The sequence below is a fragment of the Anditalea andensis genome, assembly GCF_000714815.1.
GTDB classification, from domain to species: Bacteria; Bacteroidota; Bacteroidia; order Cytophagales; family Cyclobacteriaceae; genus Anditalea; species Anditalea andensis.
In genome coordinates this window covers 243,797-268,138 of record NZ_JMIH01000024.1, presented here as the reverse complement: position 1 = coordinate 268,138, position 24,342 = coordinate 243,797, and the positions used below count along the sequence as shown (strand labels likewise).

General features: G+C 40.7%; 19 protein-coding genes. 7 read left to right on the top strand and 12 right to left on the bottom strand.

What is annotated here, in order from left to right:
- Positions 1-86: 86 nt before the first annotated feature.
- The 3 genes from EL17_RS17535 (at position 87) to EL17_RS17525 (ending at position 3,719) form a co-directional block, all read left to right on the top strand.
- Positions 87-1,169, top strand: coding sequence for a site-2 protease family protein (locus tag EL17_RS17535; RefSeq protein WP_035077021.1), 1,083 nt, complete (start codon positions 87-89; stop codon positions 1,167-1,169).
- 73 nt (positions 1,170-1,242) lie between these two features.
- Positions 1,243-2,532 (top strand): acetyl-CoA hydrolase/transferase family protein, encoded by a 1,290-nt coding sequence (locus tag EL17_RS17530; protein ID WP_035077019.1) that lies wholly within the window; start codon positions 1,243-1,245, stop codon positions 2,530-2,532.
- Between the two features lie 509 nt (positions 2,533-3,041).
- The gene (locus EL17_RS17525) at positions 3,042-3,719 is read left to right on the top strand and encodes a PAS domain-containing protein (protein ID WP_205623576.1); all 678 of its coding nucleotides are present in this window, start codon (positions 3,042-3,044) and stop codon (positions 3,717-3,719) included.
- Between the two features lie 118 nt (positions 3,720-3,837).
- Here the strand turns inward: EL17_RS17525 and EL17_RS22750 are convergent, their stop codons facing one another.
- The 6 genes from EL17_RS22750 to EL17_RS17495 all read right to left on the bottom strand — a co-directional run bounded on the left by EL17_RS22750 (position 3,838) and on the right by EL17_RS17495 (position 13,185).
- Entirely contained in the window at positions 3,838-4,425 is a 588-nt protein-coding gene (locus EL17_RS22750) for a DUF3347 domain-containing protein (protein ID WP_051720094.1), read from the bottom strand.
- A gap of 102 nt (positions 4,426-4,527) precedes the next feature.
- Positions 4,528-6,294 carry an efflux RND transporter periplasmic adaptor subunit gene (locus EL17_RS17515; RefSeq protein ID WP_035077015.1) on the bottom strand — a complete coding sequence of 589 codons (1,767 nt, stop codon included), beginning with the start codon at positions 6,292-6,294 and terminating at the stop codon, positions 4,528-4,530.
- Positions 6,295-6,324: 30 nt separating this feature from the next.
- Positions 6,325-7,803 (bottom strand): TolC family protein, encoded by a 1,479-nt coding sequence (locus tag EL17_RS17510; protein ID WP_240486014.1) that lies wholly within the window; start codon positions 7,801-7,803, stop codon positions 6,325-6,327.
- A 24-nt stretch (positions 7,804-7,827) separates the two neighbouring features.
- Positions 7,828-11,700, bottom strand: coding sequence for an efflux RND transporter permease subunit (locus EL17_RS17505; RefSeq protein WP_035077013.1), 3,873 nt, complete (start codon positions 11,698-11,700; stop codon positions 7,828-7,830).
- A gap of 94 nt (positions 11,701-11,794) precedes the next feature.
- On the bottom strand, positions 11,795-12,181 hold the full coding sequence (locus tag EL17_RS22745; protein ID WP_051720091.1) for an HYC_CC_PP family protein: 387 nt from the start codon (positions 12,179-12,181) through the stop codon (positions 11,795-11,797).
- A gap of 170 nt (positions 12,182-12,351) precedes the next feature.
- Positions 12,352-13,185 (bottom strand): 1,4-dihydroxy-2-naphthoyl-CoA synthase, encoded by an 834-nt coding sequence (locus EL17_RS17495; RefSeq protein WP_035077011.1) that lies wholly within the window; start codon positions 13,183-13,185, stop codon positions 12,352-12,354.
- Positions 13,186-13,374: 189 nt separating this feature from the next.
- On the opposite strand from EL17_RS17495, the gene EL17_RS17490 reads away from it, so the two are divergent.
- From EL17_RS17490 to EL17_RS17480, 3 genes are all read left to right on the top strand, one after another.
- On the top strand, positions 13,375-14,457 hold the full coding sequence (locus EL17_RS17490) for an AMP-binding protein (protein WP_035077658.1): 1,083 nt from the start codon (positions 13,375-13,377) through the stop codon (positions 14,455-14,457).
- Positions 14,454-14,873, top strand: a complete 420-nt coding sequence (locus EL17_RS17485; RefSeq protein ID WP_035077009.1) for a DUF2141 domain-containing protein — start codon at positions 14,454-14,456, stop codon at positions 14,871-14,873. Before EL17_RS17490 ends, EL17_RS17485 begins: the two co-directional genes overlap by 4 nt.
- 355 nt (positions 14,874-15,228) lie before the next feature.
- On the top strand, positions 15,229-15,747 hold the full coding sequence (locus EL17_RS17480) for a hypothetical protein (RefSeq protein WP_051720089.1): 519 nt from the start codon (positions 15,229-15,231) through the stop codon (positions 15,745-15,747).
- A 22-nt stretch (positions 15,748-15,769) separates the two neighbouring features.
- Here the strand turns inward: EL17_RS17480 and EL17_RS17475 are convergent, their stop codons facing one another.
- Complete coding sequence (locus EL17_RS17475) at positions 15,770-16,642, bottom strand: SDR family oxidoreductase (protein ID WP_035077007.1); 873 nt, start codon at positions 16,640-16,642, stop codon at positions 15,770-15,772.
- Positions 16,643-16,789: 147 nt separating this feature from the next.
- Between EL17_RS17475 and EL17_RS17470 the strand changes: the two genes are divergently transcribed.
- Positions 16,790-17,557 carry a hypothetical protein gene (locus EL17_RS17470; protein WP_035077005.1) on the top strand — a complete coding sequence of 256 codons (768 nt, stop codon included), beginning with the start codon at positions 16,790-16,792 and terminating at the stop codon, positions 17,555-17,557.
- 54 nt (positions 17,558-17,611) lie between these two features.
- Here EL17_RS17470 and EL17_RS17465 read toward each other — a convergent pair whose 3' ends face one another.
- From EL17_RS17465 to ahcY, 5 genes are all read right to left on the bottom strand, one after another.
- Positions 17,612-19,015, bottom strand: coding sequence for a TolC family protein (locus EL17_RS17465; protein WP_035077003.1), 1,404 nt, complete (start codon positions 19,013-19,015; stop codon positions 17,612-17,614).
- 2 nt (positions 19,016-19,017) lie between these two features.
- Positions 19,018-20,370, bottom strand: a complete 1,353-nt coding sequence (locus EL17_RS17460; protein WP_035077001.1) for an HlyD family secretion protein — start codon at positions 20,368-20,370, stop codon at positions 19,018-19,020.
- 7 nt (positions 20,371-20,377) lie between these two features.
- Entirely contained in the window at positions 20,378-22,081 is a 1,704-nt protein-coding gene (locus tag EL17_RS17455) for a peptidase domain-containing ABC transporter (protein WP_035076999.1), read from the bottom strand.
- Positions 22,082-22,086: 5 nt separating this feature from the next.
- Entirely contained in the window at positions 22,087-22,758 is a 672-nt protein-coding gene (locus tag EL17_RS17450; protein ID WP_035076988.1) for a TetR/AcrR family transcriptional regulator, read from the bottom strand.
- Positions 22,759-23,021: 263 nt separating this feature from the next.
- Positions 23,022-24,341 carry an adenosylhomocysteinase gene (gene ahcY, locus EL17_RS17445; protein ID WP_035076986.1) on the bottom strand — a complete coding sequence of 440 codons (1,320 nt, stop codon included), beginning with the start codon at positions 24,339-24,341 and terminating at the stop codon, positions 23,022-23,024.
- Between the last annotated feature and the right edge of the window lies 1 nt (position 24,342).

Sequence of the window (24,342 nt, the reverse complement as noted above, 5' to 3'; positions counted from 1 at the left end):
CTCGCCAAGTATCGAGGCTTCAGGCAAAACTATGTAGACATGGGGCACAATATTCATTATGACCTTTAAAAAATAAATATCCGATCATGAAATTTTCTTTATATCTGGGGAGGTATAGTGGCATTAAAGTTTTTATTCACTGGACATTTAGCCTTATCCTTATTTGGATTTTTTTTACCAGTATGAGGTCTGGGCTTTCACTAATAGATACTGCCTGGTCGCTAATATTTGTTCTTTCTATTTTTTTATGTGTGATTTTACATGAATTCGGACATGCACTGACGGCCAAAAAATACGGAATCCAAACCAAGGATATCATACTGCTTCCTATAGGGGGTCTCGCCAGACTTGAAAAATTACCTGAAGACCCAAAGCAAGAACTATGGGTGGCTCTGGCCGGACCATTAGTGAACGTGGTGATCTTTCTTGTTTTTTCTACCATCATATCTTTATCAGGAATTCAATTGGTAGAAATGGAATACATCCAATTAAGAGGCAGTACGCTTTTGCTCTATATAGCATCTGCTAATTTAATTTTGGCTATTTTTAATATGATCCCAGCTTTTCCTATGGATGGTGGTAGGGTCCTAAGGGCATTGCTTTCTTTAAAAATGCCAAGGGTAAAAGCTACAGCCATAGCGGGAGGTATAGGCCAGGCCCTGGCTATAGGATTTATTTTAACCGGGATTTTTTATAATCCTATACTGGTGATAATTGGAATTTTCATATTTCTGGGTGCTCAGGCAGAAGTTACCCATACTAAGCAAAATTCACTTCTAAAAGGCTTTACCATCAGTGATGCCATGATGACCAGATTTCAGGTGTTACCTTTTGATGCGCCGCTCAGCAAAGCTATTAAAAATCTGCTCGACGGACAGGCCACTCATTTCGTAGTCGTAAAAGACGATCAGCCGTATGGAACGCTCAGCCGAGAAGAGATTATTAAAGGGCTTAATGAACAAAATGAGCATATTTCCATTGAAAAAGTAGCTAATCTCCATCCATTAAAGCTTGATTTATACCTTCCATTGGAAAAAGCATTTAAAACAATGGCTACCCAAAAAAACAAAGTGGCCCTTATCTACGAACAAAATCATTTCTTGGGTATCCTAGATCAGGAAAACATCTCAGAATTTATAATGGTCCAAAAAGCCAAATCTGGATTATGAAAAATATTTAATAACTTGAACTTTCCCCAATATGCCCATTTAAATAAATGTAAAATTTTAAATCAACCTATATATGCTTAACTATAGTAGTGCAGAAGAAGCTGTAAAAGTCATCAAAAGTCATCAAAGAATATTTGTACATGGAAGCGCAGCCACGCCGGGTATACTTTTAAAAGCTTTGGCAGCTCGTAAACATGATCTTTCACAAGTAGAAGTGGTTTCTATATCTACTTTAGGAGATATGCCCCTGGCAAATCCTGATTGCAAAGGAAGCTTTTATATTAACTCCCTATTTGTATCTGAAAATGTAAGGCAAGCCGTCAATTCAGAACAAGGGGGGTATGTACCTATTTTCTTGAGTGAGATAGGACATCTCTTTAGGCGGGATATATTGCCTATCGATGTGGCTATCCTTCACGTATCGCCACCTGATAGCCATGGATTTTGCTCTATGGGTGTATCTGTGGACATAGCCAAACCTGCCATTGAAAAAGCCAAATTCATAATAGCCCAGGTCAATAAGCAAATGCCCCGTACCCATGGAGATGGGCTCATCCATTGTAGCAGATTTCACTCAGCTATAGAAGTAGATGAACAATTACCGCAGGTAAATTACAGTTCAAAACTTGGTGAATCCGAATATAAAATAGGCAATTATATAGCCGAAATGATTGAAGACAGATCTACTTTACAAATGGGAATAGGTGCTATCCCCGATGCTGTCCTGAGTGTTCTGGGAAACCACAAAGACCTGGGCATTCATACCGAGATGTTTTCTGATGGGGTAATAGATTTATTGGATACCGGAGCAATTACTAATAGGTATAAAAACAAGCACCCCGGCAAAATAGTGTCTTCTTTTGCCATAGGTACTGATAAATTATATAAAAGAGTCCATGATAACCCTGAATTTTCATTTCATGAAGCTGCTTATGTGAATGATACTGCCGTTATACGGAGAAATCCCAAGGTAGTCTCTATAAATAGTTGTCTTGAAATAGATCTTACTGGACAGGTTTGTGCTGATTCGATAGGAAGTTACCACTATTCCGGTGTGGGGGGGCAAATGGACTTTATGAGGGGAGCTGCTCTTTCCGAAGGCGGTAAACCTATCATGGCACTCAATGCTGCGACAAAAAAAGGCCATTCAAAAATCGTCCCTTTCTTAAAGCAAAGTGCTGGTGTAGTCACCACCCGAGCCCATATGCATTATGTAGTTACCGAATACGGTGTCGCATACCTTTATGGAAAAAACCTCAGACAAAGAGCATATGAGCTAATGAAAATAGCAGCCCCCGAACATCGAGAGGAATTAGACAAAGCAATCAGAGAGCGCTTTGGAAGTTTTGTTTATGCATTCTAATATTTTCATCTGCAATTTAGATGTGTTCAACCATTCCTCCGAGATTATCATATCTCACTGAACTTATTGATTAAATAGTAATAAAGAGCCTAAACATAATTATAAATTAATTTTTGTTTAGGCTTTTTTGCATTTCACATTATGTTTTTTGCTTTATATTTATGATCTTTGCTCCCATATTTAATATGGAGCGCTTAGAAAACATTTTTAAAATTTCGGATAGTCTGTGGGGATCTAACCAATATTTTGTGGTGATTACTGACAGAAGTGGAAACATATTGGCTTTTAATAATGGGTATAAAGGATGTATACAACATACCTCAGATAATATTTTTGATAACCTACTGGAAAGCGATAAAGTAATTCTCAGTGTAACCCTGAATAATTTAAAACCTAAAGTCACCCGAACCCTTACACTTAAAAATCTGGTAAAAAACAAACTTATATTAACTTCATGGGATTTCTGTTTGGACATGGATCAGGGCCACATTACTTTTATAGGCCATGATGTGACCGAAGTGTTTCATATTAAAAACGCACTTAAAAAAGCCAACAATAAGCTAGAGTCTGAAAAAGAATTGTTCAGTGTCCTTCTTGAAAAGAATAAAGCAGGATTTTGGTATTGGGATCTGGAAAAAAATAAACAGCGTTTAAGTTCAGAAATTAAGGCCATGCTCAGTTTGGAGGATCAAGACAGTTCAACTGTTTCTTGGCAATCCCGAATCTCTCCTAAGGAACTGAAAATTATTAAATCCAACTTAAATGAACACTTTAGTAGTCAAGGAAGCGTTCCATTCTATCAAGAAATAAAAAATATTCTTCCAAATGGAAGCCCGCTTTGGGTAATCTGTTTTGGGAAAGTATTTAGATGGAACAGAGGAAAACCTCAGCGTATGATAGGCTGCTTTATTGATATCACCAAAAATAAGACATCTGAAGAAATTATTATAAAACAAAATGAATCATTAAGAAAAATATCTTTCAATCAATCTCACCATATGAGAGCTAAAGTTGCCAATATTTTAGGGCTTTTAAATATTCTTGATGATAAAAAAATAACAGATGACAATAAAGAATATTTAAAATTACTTAAATATGAAACTGAAAAACTGGATAAAATTATCAGAGAAAACGTAAGTGATGCACAGGAAACTGACTTGAATATTTCCAGCCCTCTTTTCAGATAATATTTTAATAATAAATCCTTAGCTATACACACACCAGCGTGACAGCTAAGGATTTTAATTTGAAAGTAAATATTAAACCTTAATGCCTACTTTAATAAAGTCTTATGGTTATATTTTTTTATAAAGTCTCTCTTACTGATCCACACTTCAGCATTCTATCACCATAGTATGGATTTCTTATCTCTTCCTTATCACTTACCCAATAAGCTCCCTGGTTATCAAAAGCCATCGGACAATGCTGCAAATAAGCTTCAGTCTGTATATCCCCTGCTTTTAACATAGTAAAAAGAGAGGTAGATAGGGAATTCAAATAATTTCTCTGCTCTTCTACATCAGAATGCTCTACCATTCGGATCACATCTCTTCCCATCTGTGCTATGTGGTCATGGGCTTCACCTTCCAGTTCATTGAAGGATGCATCTGTAATGATGGTACGCATTTCTTTAGCAGCCCTATCTGTACGCTGGTTATCTGCTGCTACCAATCCTTCTTTTAAATTTATATAAGCTGTATAAAAATCTCTTAAAAGCTGTTGGTGGGCAGCACTTTCAATCGTAAAATCAGGATCAGTACTCATCGCAGTCCTAGTATCTGCTTCCATAACATGGGTACTGCCATCATCGTGAGCTGTCTCTTCCTGAGTTTCAGTCTGGTTATTGCAGGCTACTGCGAATGTCAATGCGAATGCAATCATTAAATTTCTCATAGTTTCTATTATTTTTTGTTATAATTAAATTAAAGTTTCAAGTAGCAAGATGCTAGTATAAAGTTTTTCGGTCTCCGACATCCGACAACCATCATCCTATAATCAATGTCTATGGCCTCCACTGTCACCGGCAGCAGCTCCACTTCCATTTACTGTAGTAGGTTTGCCTTTCTCGTAAACATTCCTTACTTCTCCACAGGTCAACATCATATCGCCATAATAGGGATTACGGATTTCCCTTTCTCCGCTAAGCCAGAAGGCTCCCTTATTATCAAATGCCATGGGGCAAAACTGCTTAAATACCCGGTCTTTTTCAGTTCCAAAATACTCTACAGCTTCTATCATATGGTTTGAAAGTACTTCAAAAGCATTGCGTTGAATCTGAACATCTGTCGATTTTTCCATTGAAGATATGCTTCTCTCTATAGGAGTAAATAGTTCCATCCAGGTATTATGGGCATTTGGGTCCAAAAGGGACATGTCTACCCTAGATAAAGATTCCCGCATATTTGATGCCTTTTTCCGGGCATCTGCCGGATCCGTCTCCACTAATTGATCTTTCAGTGCTAGATAATCACCGAGCAGGTTTGTAAACTGTCGCCTGAAAGCCTCAGGAACATCCAGAGTTTTAATTTCAGGCCTATTCATCATGCTGTAATTTCCAGTCAACTGGGCAGCGGCATCTATGGCAAATACCCCATTGGATACCACCTGATCTCCCCCCTCCAATCCTGAAAGCACCTGATACTGATCTCCGACCCGGGGACCTAATTCTACCTCCACCATTTCAAATGCCGGAGCAGTTCTATCCCCACGCTGGACATAGACTACTGATCTTTTACCTGTCCAAAGCAGTGCTGTTTTAGGTATCATTAAGGCCGTTTCTGATATTTGGGCACTGCTTTTCACATTAGCGGTGACAAACATTTCCGGTTTTAAAACCCCTCCTGGATTAGGCACTTCTGCGCGCACAGTCAGTGTCCTGGTATCGGGGTTTATGACCGGGTCTATAAAATCTACCGTCCCGGTAAAATCCCTTCCTGGATAAGCATTCACTGAAAATGTCAATTGGTCTCCCCTATTGATAAATCCGAGATCCGACTCATATGCATCCAGCATCACCCATACCCTGCTAAGATCTACTATGTCAAATAGGACAGTTCCTCTGCTGATAAAATCACCTACTGATACATTTCTCGCCGTGACTATACCACTGGCATCTGCAAAAACATCAAATTGGGTAGCTACCTCCCCGCGATCTTCTATAGCCTGAATCTGTTCCTCAGGTACATTCCATAACCTTAGTCTTTCTCTGGCAGCATTGTATAGCTGCGGATTGGTATCTCTCATACGGGCTGTTTCCAATAGCTCCTTTTGAGCATTGATCAGGTCGGGAGAATAGATAGTGGCTAACCTTTCGCCTCTCCTCACTTCCTGTCCCGTAAAGCTTACGTATAGGCGGTCTATACGCCCACCATAATTAGCTGCTAAACTATTGACCCTTTGCTCATCAGGTTGGATCTTACCGCTAAGTCTTATCTCCTGAGCTCCTACACCAGATCCCACTCGGGTGAGCATCACATTGGACAGCGCCATAGCTTCAGGTGTCATTTCCAATACATATGGATCAGATACTCCTGAGCCCCTCGCCTGAAGCGGAGTAAGCGCCATACCGCAAAGCGGACATTGGCCGGGCTCGTCCTGCCGGATCTGCGGGTGCATCGAGCAAGTAAAGATGGTACCATCTCCTGCTTCATGCCCATGACCTTCGTGTCCATCTCCAGAGGAGGAACTTATGCTCCAGCCAATAATAGCTCCAAAGAACAAGCAGCCCAGTGCTATGATTAGTATTTGTTTTGTATTTCTCATTGCTGTTATTATTAAAATCCCGTAAGGATATTAAATATCTTCATTTACATTCCTAGCCAAAACCATATCTAACATAGCGTAGGCTTCATATTGGCCTATGATGGTATTTAGCAATTCTAATCTATAGTCCAATAATTCTCTCTGTACTGACAAAAGCTCTTCAAAAGAGGATCCTTCTGAAGCATAGGAGGTGATCATCAGATCCAAAGTTTGTTGGGTCAATCTCACCTGTTCTTCATATAACCTTACCTTTCGCTCGGTATCCCTGATTTCATTAATAGTTTCATCTAATTGTGTGATTAGACTGTTGGCTGCATTTTCTCTTTGCAGCTCCATAGCTTCCCTATTATATCTGGACTCGGTCTGCATGGCTTTATATCTTTTCCTGTATATAGGTAGAGAAAGGGATACCATAGGCATCACCATATTATTACCCATGCCGGCTGGCATATATTCCATCCCCATACCCGGCATTCCGTTTTCACCTCTGGGAGAGAACACCATATAGTTTAAGCCTACCCCTATCATAGGCCTTCCTTCCAATTTCGCCATTTCTCCCTGTATAGTATAGGCCTGTGCTTCTGCTTCATACATTTTCAGCATAGGATTATCCAAAAGTAGACTGTCGATATAACTCTCTTCATCATAAACCAAAGCTCTCGGCTGCAGGTTATTCTCTAAATCTATGTGTTGGTCTTTTGGTCTTCCCAGGAGATAATTAAATCTGGTAATGAGAGGTGTTTTTCTATCTGCAAGTGTGGCCAGCTGGCTTTCCATAGCTTTTATTTGGATCTGTATCCTTAGCACATCTGTCAGTTTACCTCCGGATCCACCCGCACCTGCGCCCATGCCTCCCATACCTGTGCCACCTGTAGGAGGGGACTGTCTGGTAGTAGGTGCAGGGCTGGAGGCTCCGCCCATCGCCATAGACGAAGCTCCAGGGCTACTTACCCCGGTACCCGCTGACCTTACGGCTCCAGATGCGCTGGACGCTGCCTCACCTGTGCCTCCCCCCTGGTAGCGGACCAAAGCGAGTCTCTCCATGGATCTTAGTATATCGAGGTTTTGCTGCATGATTTCAATTTCATTTTGCAACTGATGAAGTGAATAATAAGTGCTTTTTACCTGATAGTACAATTGGTTTTTAGACTCTCTAAACCGCTCATAGGATGCCTGTGCCATTAGGCTGGCTTCATCTCTTTGGGTCCTGAGCATCCCAAACCAGGGGAACATCTGCATTAAAGATATATCAGCCCTTTGGTTTCCCATTAGCCGCTCCATAGGACGAAGAAATACACCCATGGTAAGCTCCGGGTCTGGTAGTGAACCCACCTGTGGTACCCTTTCCATTGCTGCCATATACTGACTGAAAGTGGCCCGTACCTCTGGGTTGTTTTCACCTGCCTCTACGAGATAAGTATCTAATACTTGGGCTTTGACTCGTCCATGAGATATAGTGAACACCAGACTTAGTATAGTGATGTATATGATATTTTTTGCTTTCATCATTGCCTATCTTGACTTGCGAAATTCCTATTCATTTAATTTTGTAATTTTTCTTTCTTCATTCCAGGAATAAAGCACCGGTACTATAAAAAGGGATATCAATGCTACCGCCATACCTCCAAATGCAGGTATCGCCATCGGTATCATTATATCTGCTCCTCTTCCGGTAGAAGTAAGGATAGGAAGTAGGGCTAAAAGTGTAGTGGCTGTGGTCATCAGACAGGGACGAATTCTTTTCAGTCCTGCCTCTAATACTGCCCTTCTCACTTCTTTTACATTATCAGGCTTAGACCTATCAAAACTCTGCGTCAGATAAGTCCCCATCACTACACCATCATCCGTAGCTATTCCAAATAAGGCTATAAAACCTACCCAGACAGCCACACTCAAATTAATGGTCCCCATCTGGAACAGACCTCTCATATTAGTCCCGAATATATCCATATCAAAAAACCAGGTCTGACCCCAAAGCCATAGCATCAGAAAACCGCCAGCAAATGCCATGGCAATAGCACTGAATATCATAAAGGCAACAGCGGTAGATCTAAACTGGAAATAAAGAATCAGAAATATGACAGTTAAACTCAATGGGATAACTATAGCCAGGCGTTTTTCTGCTCTAACTTGGTTTTCATAGTTACCACTAAATGTATAGCTTACACCTGATGGAATTACCAGCTCACCGGAGGATATCATCGATCGCAAATACCTATCTGCATCTTCTACTGCTGTGACTTCTGCAAATCCCTCTCTCTTATCAAAGAGTACATAACCCACCAGGAAAGTATCTTCCCCTCTGATCATCATAGGCCCAGGGCGATAGGTGATATCCGCGATCTGACCCAATGGTATCTGACCTCCGGTAGCAGTATTTACCAAGATATTTCTAAGTGCATCCGGATCATCTCTAAATTCCCGCGCGAACCTGGCTCTGATGGCATATCTCTCCCTGCCTTCTACGGTAGTGGATAACTCCATGCCCCCTACTGCTACTTCTATAAATTCCTGCACATCTGCTACATTCAGACCAAATCTTCCAAGAGCCACTCTATCCAGATCGATTTCCAGATATGGTTTACCCAGGGATCGGTCAGCAAATACGGCTTCACTTTTTACAGAAGGAACATCTTTAAGTGCCTGTTCGATTTTTAAACTAAATTGCTCTATGGTTTGAAGGTCAGGCCCATACACTTTGATGCCCATGGGAGCTCTCATGCCGGTCTGCAGCATGACCAGTCTGGTTTCGATCGGCTGCAGCTTTGGTGCGGAGGTAACTCCGGGTATACTGTTAGTCCGTAATTGGATTTCGTCCCAGATATCATTCGGGGATCGTATTACATCCCGCCACTGTCGGAAATGCTGTCCACGAGGATGTTCGATCAGATACCTGCTGATATTGCGCCTATAGGGAATTGCTTCCGTTCCAGCTATTTCTTCATTTTGGTCATCCACGATCAAATCCGTAGATCTGTCAAAGTACCAATCCCTATCCTGAATATTCAACCTATACTGTCCTCGGGCATTAGTTTCAAATCTTAGCTTATTGGCCTGATCATCCTGGAGAAATTCAGTTTTGTAATTGATGATGTTTTCATACATGGACATAGGGGCAGGATCAAGGGGGCTCTCTGCCCTCCCTGCTTTTCCTACTACCATATCCACTTCCGGGATAGCCTGCACCAGCATATCAAGCTGCTTTACTATCTCCATATTAGCTGCTACACCGGAGTGGGGCATCGAGGTGGGCATCAGGAGAAATGATCCCTCATTAAGAGCAGGCATAAATTCCTTTCCCATACCTGGGAAAGTATGGGCCATACCTGTCCATACATTATTGGTCCGTACATTCCAGCCTACCCGATCAAAGCCTGTAGCCACAAATCCAAAAACTCTCGCAAAACCCATCCATGCCATAAGGGCAATAAGAATTATAGTCAAAGGCAGCGTCAGGAAAAGCTTTTTATTATCCAGACACCATACTAAAATACCCCTATAGAATCTGATGAAGAGCCTGAAACTACCCAATACAACTCCTATCACCAGTATAATAAAGATGAAATTGATAATGGCGGGCTGTCCCAGTCCCAATGGCCTCCATTCATAAGCCAGTAGAAAGGAAACAGCTATTACTGTGATAGCTATCGTGATTAATTCTTTAAACCTACCATTTGCTGTCCTATCTGGAAACTGGGCATGCAAAAGGTTATTTAAAGCAAACGCGGTAAGAACTAATCCTGCCCAGGGAAAGACAAAGATTATAGCTAAGCCTACTATCAGCATGATATAATCGGCATTCTTTCGAAGTTTTTCCGATTTAAACTGGGCTCCAAACATCCAGTGAGCGAATGTGGGCATGATAATCAAAGTGAAAATAAGCGCGGCTATCAAGGCAAACGTTTTAGTGTAAGCCAAGGGACCGAATAGTTTACCCTCTGCTGCCTGGAGTGTAAATACCGGTAGAAAACTCACTATAGTAGTCAGGACAGCTGTCAGAATAGCAGAAGCCACTTCTGTAGTCGCTTCATAGATGACTACTAGCTTTGATTTTCTATCGCCTGCTTCACCTATATGCCTGAGTATATTCTCACTCAAGATAATACCCAGATCCACCATGGTACCTATAGCGATCGCGATACCGGACAAAGCGACAATATTGGCATCTACCCCAACATACTTCATCATGATAAAGCACATCAGCACTGCCAGGGGGAGTAAGGCAGATATAAGCAGACTTGCCCTAAGGTTTACCACCATGACTATGATTACGATGATGGTAATCAGTATCTGGAGACTGATGGCTTCATTTAGGGTATTGAGAGTTTCATTGATCAGACCCGACCTATCATAGAAGGGGACTATCGTCACTTTAGAGACTGTACCGTCTTCTAAAGTTTTGCTCGGAAGACCGGGGGATATTTCTTCTATCTTTCTTTTTATCTCTTCTATTACCTGGAGTGGATTATCCCCGTACCGGGCCACTACTACCCCTCCTACAGCTTCTGCTCCACCTTTGTCCAAAATAGCCCTTTCAGCCCTACTGGCTGGTCCTATGTTGACTTTCGCTATATCACGGATGCGCAGCGGGACGTTATTATTCATCGACACTACGGCCTGCTCTATATCTTCTATCGATTTTACATAACCCAGTCCACGAACGATGTATTCCACCTTGTTAACTTCCATGGTATTGGCACCCACATCGAGATTGGACTGCCTGACCGCGGTCATTACATCCATGAGCGTCACATTATTTGCCCTCATGGCATCCGGATCCATATCCACTTGATACTCTTTCACGTGCCCCCCGATGCTGGCTACTTCCGCTACTCCGGAGGCACCAGCGAGACCATACCGCACGTAGAAATCCTGTATACTTCTGAGTTCGTGGAGATCCCATCCTCCGGCAGGATTACCCTGCTCATCACGCCCTTCTAAAGTGTAAAAGTAGACTTGCCCCAGTCCTGTAGCATCAGGACCCAGCTGGGGTTGTACCCCTTCGGGCAAAAGCTGAGATGGAAGAGAATTGAGTTTTTCCAATATCCTGCTACGGCTCCAGTAAAACTCCACATCCTCTTCAAAAATGATGTAGATACTACTAAACCCAAACATAGAAGTACTACGGATGGATCTGACACCGGGCATACCTAGCAGTGAAGTAGTCAGGGGATAAGTGATCTGGTCCTCCACATCCTGCGGGGATCTGCCCATCCAGTCCGTGAATACGATCTGCTGGTTTTCCCCTATATCGGGAATCGCATCTACCGGTACGGGATCATTGGGTAGGAAGCCCGTGTCCCATTTAAAGGGTGCCACCACTATACCCCATCCTACGATTAGGATTAACAGCAATACGGTGACAAGCTTATTGTCAAGAAAGAATTTGATGATACTGTTGAGCATTGTATATAATGATCAAATAAATACTAGTAAAGAGTAGATGTAGCCCACAGGCAATGAAAAGAAATCGGAAAGCGGTCGCATTCCGTACAGAAGCTTATATTAAAAAAGTCTGGTGCTTGATAAATATCGGGAGGTCGGGAATAAATGAAAGCTCCTTATCGCAGAGCTTATAATCATTACTATCAGAAGATATAAGCGTGCTCAATAAGGCTGAAAACTCCATCAAAGCCACTGTACTATCTGTACGGAGAAATTGAATATCTGACAAATACGCAATAGTCTGCTCTGTATTGGCCTGATCCAAAGAAAATACATCTTCGCAGCAATCAGATTCTTCCTCAGTAGCAGAACAGCATTTTTTTTGTTCAGTATAAAAATTAATCGCCTCAAGCTTTTCGCTGCAGAAATGCAGGGAATAACTCATACCTGCATTACAAACCAGGTAAATGAAAAACAGCGATATTTTTATAAGCTGACGCATAAGTCTTTATACTTACAAATATAAGAAAGGTTTTATGAAAACAACTTATATATTTTTTGCAATGATTTATAACTGAAAATTTTTATGATTTCGGAAGGATGATTGTAGGTATTTATGATTTCAGATTCAGAATATTACTCAACCAAAAATCATAAATCCTCCATTGGATCCTAAGGGATCCATTTGATGTTTTTAAAATCAGGCTTCCTTTTTTCTAAAAACGCGTTTCTTCCTTCTTTGGCTTCATCGGTCATATAGGCTAACCTGGTGGCTTCTCCTGCAAAAACCTGCTGCCCTACCATACCGTCATCGGTGAGATTAAAAGCAAATTTAAGCATTTTGATAGAAGTAGGTGATTTTTGAAGAATTTCCTGTGCCCACTCAAAGGCTGTAGCTTCAAGTTCTTCATGTGGAATAACTGCATTGACCATACCCATCTCATAGGCTTCCTGTGCTGAATAGTTTCTTCCAAGGAAGAATATTTCACGTGCCCTTTTCTGACCTACCATTTTGGCCAAATAAGCAGATCCGTAACCGCCATCAAAGCTGGTAACATCTGCATCTGTCTGCTTAAAGATGGCGTGCTCCTGGCTTGCAAGGGTAAGATCACATACCGTATGAAGACTGTGCCCCCCACCTACTGCCCATCCAGGGACTACTGCTATCACTACTTTAGGCATGAACCTGATCAGCCGCTGTACTTCCAGGATATTAAGCCTAGGCATCCCGGAGTCATCCACATATCCCTGGTGACCACGGGCATTCTGATCCCCTCCACTGCAAAAAGAATAAACACCATCTTTAGTGGAAGGACCTTCTGCAGATAAGAGCACTACCCCTATGGCCGTATCTTCACGGGCATCAAGCAAGGCTTCAAATAATTCACCAACTGTTTTTGGGCGGAAGGCATTCCTTACATTTGGACGGTTGAATGCTATCCGGGCCACTCCATCACTTTTTTTATAGGTGATGTCTTCATATTCTTTGACTGTCTTCCAGTTCATATCGCTAAATTTATATCATGCTATTAAACCTGCAAGATAATAGGACTAAGGTTAATTTACCTCTTATCGGTGCAATAATATCCATTTGGCAAATGACTATTCATAATATTTTCATTTGGTATGTTAAATGGACATAAGTTTATAGGATGGATACCTCTATATTTTATTAAATTTGGGAAACAGCATGCCATGAGTAAAATTTTTGTTGGAAATCATATTTTCACATTTGACCAAATACATATAGGCGATTGGCCTTCATTATCTGCTTATATTGATGAAGCTTTGGGTTTTTGCAGAGAATGGCTTTTAGGGACAGATTATTTTTGGCTTCAGACATCAGGTTCCACAGGTATTCCAAAGAAAATCAAAGTGCACCGTGAACAAATGACAATAAGTGCAAATGCCACCCGAAACTTTTTTAAGATTCAAGAAGAGGCCGATTTGCTATGCTGCCTTAATACCCAAATGATAGGAGGAAAAATGATGCTGGTAAGGGCGATGGAATGGAAATCAAACCTATATTTAGTGGAGCCTACTTCTGATCCTCTGGCCGCTTTTGGAATGAGTCAACCATTTGATTTCGCAGCCATGGTTCCTTTTCAGGTCGAAACCAGTCTGGATAATTCACATTCTTCCCAGATGCTGACCCATATCAAAAACTTAATCATCGGAGGAGCACCTATAAAAAATGATTTAATGGCAAGAGTGGCAAAACTGCCTATCAATGTTTACCAGACTTTTGGGATGACTGAAACCGTCAGTCATGTGGCATTGGCAAAAATATCTACAGATGGGGAATTAATTTATCATGCCCTGCCGGGCGTTCATCTCAGCATAGGTGCGAATAGTAATCTTATCATTTCTGCTCCAATGGCCATAGAAAAAACCATCCACACAAATGATATCGTTTCGCTTATAAATGATCATTCTTTCAAATGGAAAGGTAGATCAGATTTTACCATCAACAGCGGTGGTATAAAAATTCAACCGGAAGAAGTTGAAAAAACAATAAGTAAAGAATTGGGTGAATACCTACAGGGAAAACGATTTTTTATATTTGGAGAAAAAAATGAAAACTTTGGACAGATTATTTGTTTATTAGTGGAAGATGCTTCTGTAAGCGACAGACAGTCTGAATTTCTAATCCAGAAAATGAAAGAAAAGATGTCCAGGTATCAGGTACCTAAAAAGGTCTTCTTCCTGAATTCATTTGAAATTACAGCTTCGGGCAAAATCAACAGACCTGCTACTTTAGAAAAATTATCATTATGAAAATCATATTAACCATCATAATCCTATTGTTTATGATCAACCCAGACTCAACTGATCTAACAGTTACCATTACGAATCTAAAAGAAGATACCGGAGTGGTTAGACTCGCCATTTTTGATAAATCCTCGGCATTCCCTGACAAAGCTCATCAGGCTTATGATAAAGTGATAGCGCAGGTACAAGGAGGAAAGGCTACAGCGGTTTTTAAAAATATCAAGCCTGGAAAATACGCAATATCAGCATTTCATGATGCCAATAATGACGGGGTGATTAATAAGAACGCATTTGGCATTCCCAAAGAAGGATATGGATTTTCAAATGATGCTATGGGTAGCTTTGGTCCACCTTCATTTAGTGCTGCATCTTTTGAAGTGGACGAAAATAAAAATACCCATAGCTTTAAATTAAGGCATTAAAAAGACAGTACTATTCTATAAGCGTTCTAGATAACCTAAATGATTTCTGAATATAATAGAAATCCATGGTATTATTTACCGCTTATTTTTCCTTGAATTAAGGTGGATATATTATTAAAAAGAATATTTTTTTATGATACAAACTTGTAACAAATGACATCTGGTAACTTCAGAGTCATGATATTTGCAATTATATGTATATCAAATTTAATTTACCGCAGTTTATAAATGGTTTCATTTAGTCAGTATGACAAAGCAATTATTACAGATAATTGACGTTGGAAAAACAGCTTTTTATTTATAGAAATTTTCCATTATTTGCATCATGAAATTTATAGGCTATTATTAATCCCATATGTTTAAACAAGTTTTTCTCGTCAAGCTATTGATATTAGGATGTACTTTTATGGCTCAGGCCCAGCTCGCAGAAGACATACGAGAAGCAGCCCAGATGTATGCTCAGGCAAACCTCAACGAAGATTATGAGCTTTTACTTGATTTCACCTATCCCAGTGTTATAGAACATGCTGGTGGAAGAGATGCATACAAAAAAACCTTGATCCAGCTAAATGAAATACAAAAAAGCAGAGGGATGAAACTCAATGAGTTTATCATAAAAGAACCTATGGAACATGTCAAAGCAGGTAATGAATATCATGCCATCGTGCCATATAAGATGATTTCACAAGTAAAAGGGGGTAAATTGTCTTCAGAAAACACGCTAATAGCGGTCATAGCTGAAGGCAAAGACAAGTGGTATTTTATAGAGACCACCTCACTTACCGAAAAAAATCTGGTAAAGGTCCTTCCCACATGGGACCATACCTTAACCTTACCGCTAAAAAAAGCTCCCATATATCAAGAAGATAAGTAAAAGCCCTTCTTTGGGCTTTTACTTATGCCTTTTTACCCCGTGAAGCATCCATCATGTCCCACATCTGATCAGGAATCTGATCCAAATGGCTAAACTCACCCGCACCTTTAAGCCATTCACCTCCATCTATGGTCATCACTTCTCCATTTACATAGGCTGAATAATCAGAGACCAGATATGCGGCGAGATTGGCTAATTCCTGATGTACACCTACCCTTCCTACAGGCACTTTCTTTGAGGGATCAAACTTTTTGACCAGCTCTCCAGGTAACAACCTGCTCCATGCACCTTCCGTAGGGAAAGGCCCTGGCGCAATGGCATTGGACCTGATTTTATACTTGGCCCATTCTACAGCGAGTGATCGGGTGAGCGCCAGTACCCCGGCTTTAGCAGCAGCACTAGGAACCACATATCCCGATCCTGTCCAGGCATATGTGGTGACAATATTTAAAAAGGTACCAGCCTGCCCCTCCTTGATCCAATGCTTGCCAGCAGTAAGCGTTACGTTGGAAGTCCCTTTAAGTACGATATCCAGCACTGTATTGAAAGCATTGCTGGAAAGCCTTTCCGTAGGGCTGATAAAATTTCCAGCGGCGTTGTTTAAAACCACATCTACCTTTCCGAAATGAGAAATGGCAATCCTAAACATATTTTCTACCTGATCCACTTCCCTCACATCACAAGCCAGGGGTAACACTTCACCTCCACATTCATTTTCCATCTCTTTGGCAGTGACTTCTAATACATCCAGTTTCCTACTGGTTATGACTAGTTTAGCCCCTAATTTTAAAAAATATTCACCCATAGACCTACCTAAGCCTGTACCTCCACCTGTGATCAATATTACTTTATTGACCAGAGCACCGTCCCTGAGCATTCCTTCTTCGTATTGCATATAGTTATTTTTTTATTGGAATTTAATAAATTGCCCATTCAAATGAAAAAATATCAGATAAATTTGTACAATAATTGATCTGTATCACCTATGGCATATTTTTCTAGAATCATTATAATTGTGTGCGCTTTCATTACAGTCAGCTGTATGGATGATGAAATAGTCAGGCTTCCAACGGATGTGTCTGTAGAAGGACAAGAAATGTTTAATGCTTCTTTTTCAATAGCCGAAAACCTCCATTACCTTCTCCGCCCATTTGAGTACTATATAGAACCCCCTGAGGATCCGCTCACGCTATTGCCTGGATGCACGAATGTAGAGATAAGCCAGGAGGATCGTAAGGTACTTCTATCCTACCATGTTATAAAAGATTCTGTATGCCAGAAGACTAATCTTAGAAGATCAGGAAAAATCTCCCTAGAATACACCAATTCTTTTATCAATAATGAAGAGATCATTTTAGTAAACTATCAGGATTATAGCGTAAACAATGTCCGGTTAAACGGAATAAGATACCTGACCAAAAAATCAGATTCCACTTTTAAGGACAATATGGTTCGCATGATGATATATGATGAGCATGGCTCCAGTACTAGGATGACGGCAGAATATGACCATTACCTGCAGGTGACGTCAGATTCCACCCTTATGATCAATACTACCGGGGCTGGAGGAGGACGCAATATGGCTGGCCGGACCTTTAATTTTACCCTCAATACGCCTAGAGTTCAGTCCATAGATTGCATAGAACAGGGAATATTTGTTCCTACATCAGGGGAAGAAACATGGACTTTCGAACGTACCGTCTCATCTGCAGTTACCCATCGACTGAATTTTGGCGATGCCAGCAGCGGGTGTGATAGGAATGTATCTATAAGCCTTTCAAATGGTGAAACCTTACTTTTACGACCTTAATATAAATTACATAAATTAAGGTAGGCCAGGTTAATTTCTCATCACATCAGTTAACTAATCCAGAAACTGAAGTTCCGAAAACCCCACACCGGCGGCAAACATCAATCGGGCATATGCAATGTTTCTTCTGGCGATAACGTCATTTAAGATCAGTTCCCCTTCTATTCTACTGACTTCCCGTGCATTGATGAGAAACAAAGAACTCTCTCCCAGATCAAACCTGGTCTGTTCGCCTTCCAATAACCTCTGCAATCCTACTACATTTTCACCAAATACCCTGTACTGTCCCTGTAAAGTTTCGACATTGTTCACTTCTGTTTCCAGGCGGGCCCTCAGGTTAGCAAATCTCATATCCCGATCGCGTAAAGTAAAATCTATACGAGACCTCACTAAACCCAAAGCTCCCCGCTCTCTTCTCAAAAACAAGGGCGTCCTCACTGTAGCTCCAAATTTATAGTTGTTTTCAAAAAACATATGGTTCCCAGGCTCTAACCCATTAGTAGGAGCTAGGTAGTTATAGTGGAGTTGCGCTACTGGTAACAGCTGGTTCATCCTCCACCGCCTGTCAAGATCCAGGTTAGCCAGATCAAAGTCTATTCTTTGCAATCTAGGATGGTTTTCTAAGTTCAATCTAAGCACAGTGAGATCATAGGAAAGATCAATCTGTTCAAACAATGGCTGCGGCACAGCCATTTCCGATAAATACATAGGACTTCCAGTATCATCCCATAGGTACAGATTCAATGTTTGGGTGCGCTGAAAGAAATCCATTTCCTTACCCTGTAAACGATATTCCCTGTTTAAAACCTGCGTATATGCTTCCAGTGTATCAATGGCTGGAAGGTCTCCATACAAAAAACTCCCTTTTATCGCTTCAAATCTTACTATAGCGAGATCTAGGGCCTCCCTCATTACGATCACATCCTGATAAGCTGCGGCCCAGTTCCAATATGCCTCAGAGGCATCAAGGTATAACTCATTCAGCATGATCTGTCGGTCCACAAAAGCGGCATCCCTGAATATTTCCGCCTGCTGTATGGCCCTTCTTCTTCCATCTATCATTAATCCCTGGCCTAAATTAATAGCAGCTCCTATAGACATCAAACCTTCCCGAGGTACCCTTTCTTCAGGATTGAGGTATTGACCGGTGTTTTGTTCTACCCTACCTCTAAGCTCTATCCCAGCTATGGTAGGAATCACCAATCCGGCTTCTCTTTTATTGTAGTATCCAACTTCATTAAACTCTTTTTGATCTAAATTCCCATAGATATATGGGTCAAATCCTCCACGTGCCATTCTCATCTCCTGCCTTCCCATTTCTATGGTGATATCAGCCTGATTGACTACCGGATGAAACTGGCCTACCCATTCTATATACGTATAATAAGAAAGCGTATCCTGTGCATTAGCCTGATACCCCATACTACATATGATCGCTATTATCAGTAAACTCCTCATACTTATTTATTGACCTTCATGTTTCTTCTTTCGTCCTGGGTATAATAATCTGCGGGGAATCCGTTTAGCTGTCTCCAGATCTCGTACCATAATGGGACATCCTGTAAAAGGGCAATCCCATCTGCTGCTGAACCTATCTGAAGACCGTCAGGCCAGGGCACCTCTTCAGGATCCTGGGCCACTACTACCCTGTATTTATTATTAGGACCGGTGAATTTGTCTATAGCTACTACTATGCCTCCAAAGGTACCATTGGAGATCTGAGGCCATCCTGAAAATACAATAGCAGGCCAGCCATCGAAAATAAACCTGACTTTATTTCCATGCCTTACCAATGGCAAATCTATGGGATCTACGTACATCTCTACCGCCAAAGTGGCATTGGCAGGCATGATGCTGAGTATTTCCATGCCTTCTTTGACCGTTTCTCCTATACCCACTTGGAGGGCTCTGGCTATATATCCATCCTGAGGCGCCAGTATGTACCTCATCCCGCTCCTTACTGAGTAATTTGAAAACTGATTTTCTAATTTAGTGGCAGAAGCTTCAGCATCAAACTGAGATGACATCGCACTGAACATATCGGCCTGGGTTCTAGCCAAACGGTCCCTGTAATCATTATCCACCGCATTTAATTCTATAGAGGCTGCTATACGCTCATTTTGACTACTTAGGAGTGTATTTTCTGCCGCTATTAAATTTGCCTGAACTTCCTGAAATCTAAGTTGTCTAGTTTCAAAATCTGTAAGCGACCTGAGCCCTTCTTCATACAGCCTTCTGGCCCTTTCTAACTGATCCTGGCCAACTTCAAAATTAACTTTTGCCTGTTCAAACCGAATACTGTCCGATATGACCCTCAACTCCGTCATCCTAAGTCTATTTTCAGCCTGCTCCCTTCTCAAGATAGCATTTGCTCTTAAAGCTTCCATCTGTGCTTCCTGAGCTTTGACTCTTTCCCCATATGAGCTTGCCGATAGTGTCTTGGCTTCTACCTGCTTCATGGTTCTTTCCAAAAGTTGAGGATCAAAATAGTCATCCTTTATCTCTGATATCAGCATGAGGGTGTCTCCCCGCTGTACATAATCCCCTTCGGCTACATACCACCCTTCTATCCTTCCTGCAATCATGGTCTGTATCGTCTGGGGTCTCTGATCCTGTCTCAGGGCGTTTACCATTCCTTTTGACCGGATGGTCTGTGTCCATGGAAGAAACATAAATAAAAGAAGTACGAGGAAGATCCAAAGCAGAATTTTAACCCTCTTTCTACTTTCGCTCGCGGGTATGGTCATGTCCAGACTTTTAAATTCAGCAAAAGTCACTTTACCTGTTAATTTATTAGTTGATATATTTAACATAACCGTTTTAGTTACCGTTTTTAAAATCCTTGTATTGGGCAGAGGAACCGATAAAGTTGATTTTACCTTTATCCATAACTATGATCTTATCCGCCCTCATCATTAATTCTTCGTCATTTGATATAAAAAAGGTGGTCCAGTCTCCTTTGAATATGTAATCTATGATAGGGTCTGCCTGGACATTTAAAGCAGACCAGAGATCTTCAAGCAAAATCGCCCTTGGCATTCCTACCAAGCACCTTGATATGATGATCTTTCTAAGTAAGTTTTTACTTAACCCTCTGGCTTCAGGCATCAGTACAGTATCCATATCACCAGGTAAATGATAGATATAGTCTGTTAGTCCTACTATTTCCACGATTTCCCTTAGCTTACTCTCCGTAACCTCTTTTCCCAAGGTTATATTTTCCCGGATAGTCCCATGAAATATCGACTGGTGGTCAAAACTTTCTCCTATATACCCGCGGATTTTATTCACATCCAATACATCCAATGGAAGATCATTGATAATAATTTTTCCAGTATAATTTTCGAATAATCCAGATAGTAGGTGCAACAAGGTGCTTTTCCCGCTACCACTTTCTCCAGTAATGACGACCTTCTCTCCTGCATGTATTACAAAATTAAGGTTATCTAATATTTCAAGATTATTGTCATTAGATTTATAGGAAAGGTTTTTAGCTTCGAATTTAAGACCATGGTCCGTTTTGGTTATGGCTTTTTCTGTCCCGGTTTGCTTTTCAATAGGTATATCCATGATCAGCCCTACTTTCTCTACTGCGGTAAGGGTGTCATATACTACTTCCAAACTAAGTATAAGCTTTTCTACTGATCCTATCACTAATATGATGATGATCTCTGCTGCCACGAACTGCCCTATACTGATTTCTTCATTGATGAGCAATAGACTCCCTACCCCCAGAAGCGTGGTAACAATAAGCACCTTGAAAACAATCAAGACTTTATACTGAAACATCAACACCTTGAAATGCTTGTTTCTGAAATCCACGTATTTCTGTAATAAAAAGTCCACTTTCAGTAAGGGTAATTTAGAATTGCCCGATAATTTGAAACTGGGAAGGGCTCTGGCTATTTCTTCCAGCCAAAAGGCCACATTATATTTGGCCGAAGATTCCTTCAGGGCTGTCTCCATGCCTTTTGGACTGGTAAAATAGAAAACTATAAAAACCAGTAAAATCAATATAAAACCAAAAAGAATAAAATAGGGATGATAAAACGCCAACAAAATCAAGCCGAAGAATACCTGCAATAGGGCAGTCGGCAGATCTATTAATAACTTGGCGGTTCCTTTTTGTAAATTAAGTGTATCAAAAAATCTATTTACCAGTTCAGGTGGAAATTTATTCTGCAGCTCGTCCAGCTTTAAGCGGGGAAATCTATATGCAAAACTTAAAGCAGATTTAGTAAAGATCCTTTGTTGCAGTTTTTCAGTAAGATAAAGCTGGCTGATTTGTAGAAAACCGCTGAATGCGATACCCGCTGCGACTACAGCTACCAATATCATCCAGGAAGTACTCACCCTTCCTCCCAGTATAAAATTAAAGAGTGCCTGTATGCCTAATGGTAAAATCAGGGCTACAGCACCATTCAGTATAGCATAAAAATAAATAGCATATACATCCCTCTTTTCTTCTCGCAGCAATTTAGCGAACCTCCTCATCGGAGTCAATGCAGGGTTTACAATTTTCATGTTTTTCAGTTAATGGCTTTAGTGATCAATTCATTAAAAAATGCCAGTCTTTCTTCTTCAGTGGCAGGCGCTTCTGTAAGTGTGGGAAAATGGTTGGCATGAAATCGCTGAAGTAAGCTGGCTTCCATAATCATGGATACCAACGTTTTGGGATAGTTATAGTGAGGATTAATCTCTTTCAATATTTCAGTGATCCTCTCTCCCATATTGAGATACGTAGAGAAAAATCCTTTACTCCTGTCTTCGTCCACCTCTTTAGTCATGAAAGCTTTGATGGCCTCTTCTACTATCATATCATGTAACATCGCTGGATCTACATAATCATTTTTACTGCTAATAGGGCCGTTTACCAAGATCTTAAGTGCAATTTTCAATTTTTCTTTTGGATCGGTCAGATTAGTAGTTCCCATGACCAGGTTCAGTTCCAAAAACCCCCAATACCAAAGATTTAAAAACAACATGAGCTTATGTTTGTTTTCAAAATACCTATATATCGCAGCTTCTGTACTGCCCACTTCTATAGCCAGTTTTTTAAAATTAAAATGTTCAAGACCGTATTCTTTTATACACCATATGCTTTTAGCTATGATATCTTTTCCCAAATCTGAACTGAACGGATCTTTAAGATACAGATTTTTATTGATATCTACCCTGATCTTCTGTAGCAGCTGTTCCATCTTTTTTTATTTGATAACTTTATACTATCGTTTCCAAACATACGATAATATGTATGCAAATGTAACATAAAGTTAGTAAAACTTACAAAAGCAAAAGCAAATTATAAATATCAATAGTATTACTCCAACGACAGGCCAAAAAAAATAGCCATCAATAATGGCTATTTTAATTATTTTTAAGATTTATAAGTTCTTATCTTATATATTCTGACTCACGGTTTCATCATTTTAAATTCACTATACCGTAGAATATATTTAACTTATTAATATCTATAGTATTCAGGTTTAAAGGGACCTTCTACCTGCACCCCTATGTATTCAGCCTGGTCCTCGCTGAGACTATCCAGTTCAACCCCCAGCTTACCTAAGTGAAGGGCCGCTACTTTTTCATCCAAGTGCTTAGGAAGCACATAGACGCCGGGTTCATACTGGTCAGTATTGGTCCAAAGTTCCAACTGTGCCAATGTCTGGTTAGTAAATGAATTGGACATTACAAAAGAAGGGTGGCCGGTAGCACATCCAAGGTTTACCAATCTTCCTTCAGCCAACACTAAAATATCGTTACCATCAATATTATAAAGATCTACCTGTGGTTTGATGACATCCTTGGTTTTGCCATAGGTACCATTCAGCCAGGCCATGTCTATTTCATTGTCAAAATGTCCAATGTTACATACGATAGTTTTATCTTTCATGGCTCTGAAATGCTTTTCGCTGATGATATCCTTATTACCGGTAGCAGTTACCACGATATCAGCTTCTTTTACAGCATCTACCATTTTCTTTACCGCATATCCGTCCATGGCAGCCTGAAGGGCACATATAGGATCTATTTCAGTTACAATAACCCTTGCCCCTGCTCCTCTAAGAGAAGCAGCGGAACCTTTTCCTACATCACCATATCCTGCAACTACAGCTACCTTACCCGCCATCATGACATCTGTAGCCCTTCGTATAGCATCTACCAAAGATTCTTTACAGCCATATTTGTTATCAAATTTAGACTTAGTAACAGAATCATTCACATTGATAGCGGGCATAGGAAGGGTGCCTTTTTTCATACGCTCATAAAGCCTGTGTACACCAGTAGTGGTTTCTTCAGATAAACCTTTGATGCCTTCCACAAGCTCAGGATACTGATCCAATACCATATTGGTAAGGTCACCTCCATCATCCAGGATCATATTTAGCGGCTTCTGCTCTTCGCCGAAAAACAGGGTCTGTTCAATGCACCAATCAAATTCTTCTTCTGACAAACCTTTCCATGCATATACACTGATCCCGGCTGCAGCTATAGCCGCAGCAGCATGATCCTGGGTAGAGAATATATTACAGCTGGACCAGGTAACTTCTGCTCCCAAAGCTACAAGTGTTTCTATAAGCACGGCCGTTTGGATGGTCATATGAAGACAACCCGCAATTCTGGCGCCTGCAAGAGGCTGCGCAGCGCCATATTCTTCTCTCAATGCCATCAAACCAGGCATCTCAGACTCAGCAAGTCTTATTTCTTTTCGGCCCCATTCTGCTAAAGAGATATCTTTAACCTTGTACTTTACGTATTTTTTTGATGTAGTTTCTGACATG

Excerpts from the sequence above, each read along its gene's own strand:
- EL17_RS17485 (WP_035077009.1), top strand. The coding sequence starts at position 14,454 with ATGAAAATCATATTAACCATCATAATCCTATTGTTTATGATCAACCCA.
- EL17_RS17480 (WP_051720089.1), top strand. The coding sequence starts at position 15,229 with ATGTTTAAACAAGTTTTTCTCGTCAAGCTATTGATATTAGGATGTACT.
- EL17_RS22750 (WP_051720094.1), bottom strand. The coding sequence starts at position 4,425 with ATGAGAAATTTAATGATTGCATTCGCATTGACATTCGCAGTAGCCTGC.
- EL17_RS17505 (WP_035077013.1), bottom strand. The coding sequence starts at position 11,700 with ATGCTCAACAGTATCATCAAATTCTTTCTTGACAATAAGCTTGTCACC.
- EL17_RS17515 (WP_035077015.1), bottom strand. The coding sequence starts at position 6,294 with ATGAGAAATACAAAACAAATACTAATCATAGCACTGGGCTGCTTGTTC.
- ahcY (WP_035076986.1), bottom strand. The coding sequence starts at position 24,341 with ATGTCAGAAACTACATCAAAAAAATACGTAAAGTACAAGGTTAAAGAT.
- EL17_RS17495 (WP_035077011.1), bottom strand. The coding sequence starts at position 13,185 with ATGAACTGGAAGACAGTCAAAGAATATGAAGACATCACCTATAAAAAA.
- EL17_RS17460 (WP_035077001.1), bottom strand. The coding sequence starts at position 20,370 with ATGTTAAATATATCAACTAATAAATTAACAGGTAAAGTGACTTTTGCT.
- EL17_RS17475 (WP_035077007.1), bottom strand. The coding sequence starts at position 16,642 with ATGCAATACGAAGAAGGAATGCTCAGGGACGGTGCTCTGGTCAATAAA.
- EL17_RS17535 (WP_035077021.1), top strand. The coding sequence starts at position 87 with ATGAAATTTTCTTTATATCTGGGGAGGTATAGTGGCATTAAAGTTTTT.
- EL17_RS17465 (WP_035077003.1), bottom strand. The coding sequence starts at position 19,015 with ATGAGGAGTTTACTGATAATAGCGATCATATGTAGTATGGGGTATCAG.
- EL17_RS22745 (WP_051720091.1), bottom strand. The coding sequence starts at position 12,181 with ATGCGTCAGCTTATAAAAATATCGCTGTTTTTCATTTACCTGGTTTGT.
- EL17_RS17530 (WP_035077019.1), top strand. The coding sequence starts at position 1,243 with ATGCTTAACTATAGTAGTGCAGAAGAAGCTGTAAAAGTCATCAAAAGT.
- EL17_RS17455 (WP_035076999.1), bottom strand. The coding sequence starts at position 22,081 with ATGAAAATTGTAAACCCTGCATTGACTCCGATGAGGAGGTTCGCTAAA.
- EL17_RS17510 (WP_240486014.1), bottom strand. The coding sequence starts at position 7,803 with ATGATGAAAGCAAAAAATATCATATACATCACTATACTAAGTCTGGTG.
- EL17_RS17490 (WP_035077658.1), top strand. The coding sequence starts at position 13,375 with ATGAGTAAAATTTTTGTTGGAAATCATATTTTCACATTTGACCAAATA.
- EL17_RS17470 (WP_035077005.1), top strand. The coding sequence starts at position 16,790 with ATGGATGATGAAATAGTCAGGCTTCCAACGGATGTGTCTGTAGAAGGA.
- EL17_RS17450 (WP_035076988.1), bottom strand. The coding sequence starts at position 22,758 with ATGGAACAGCTGCTACAGAAGATCAGGGTAGATATCAATAAAAATCTG.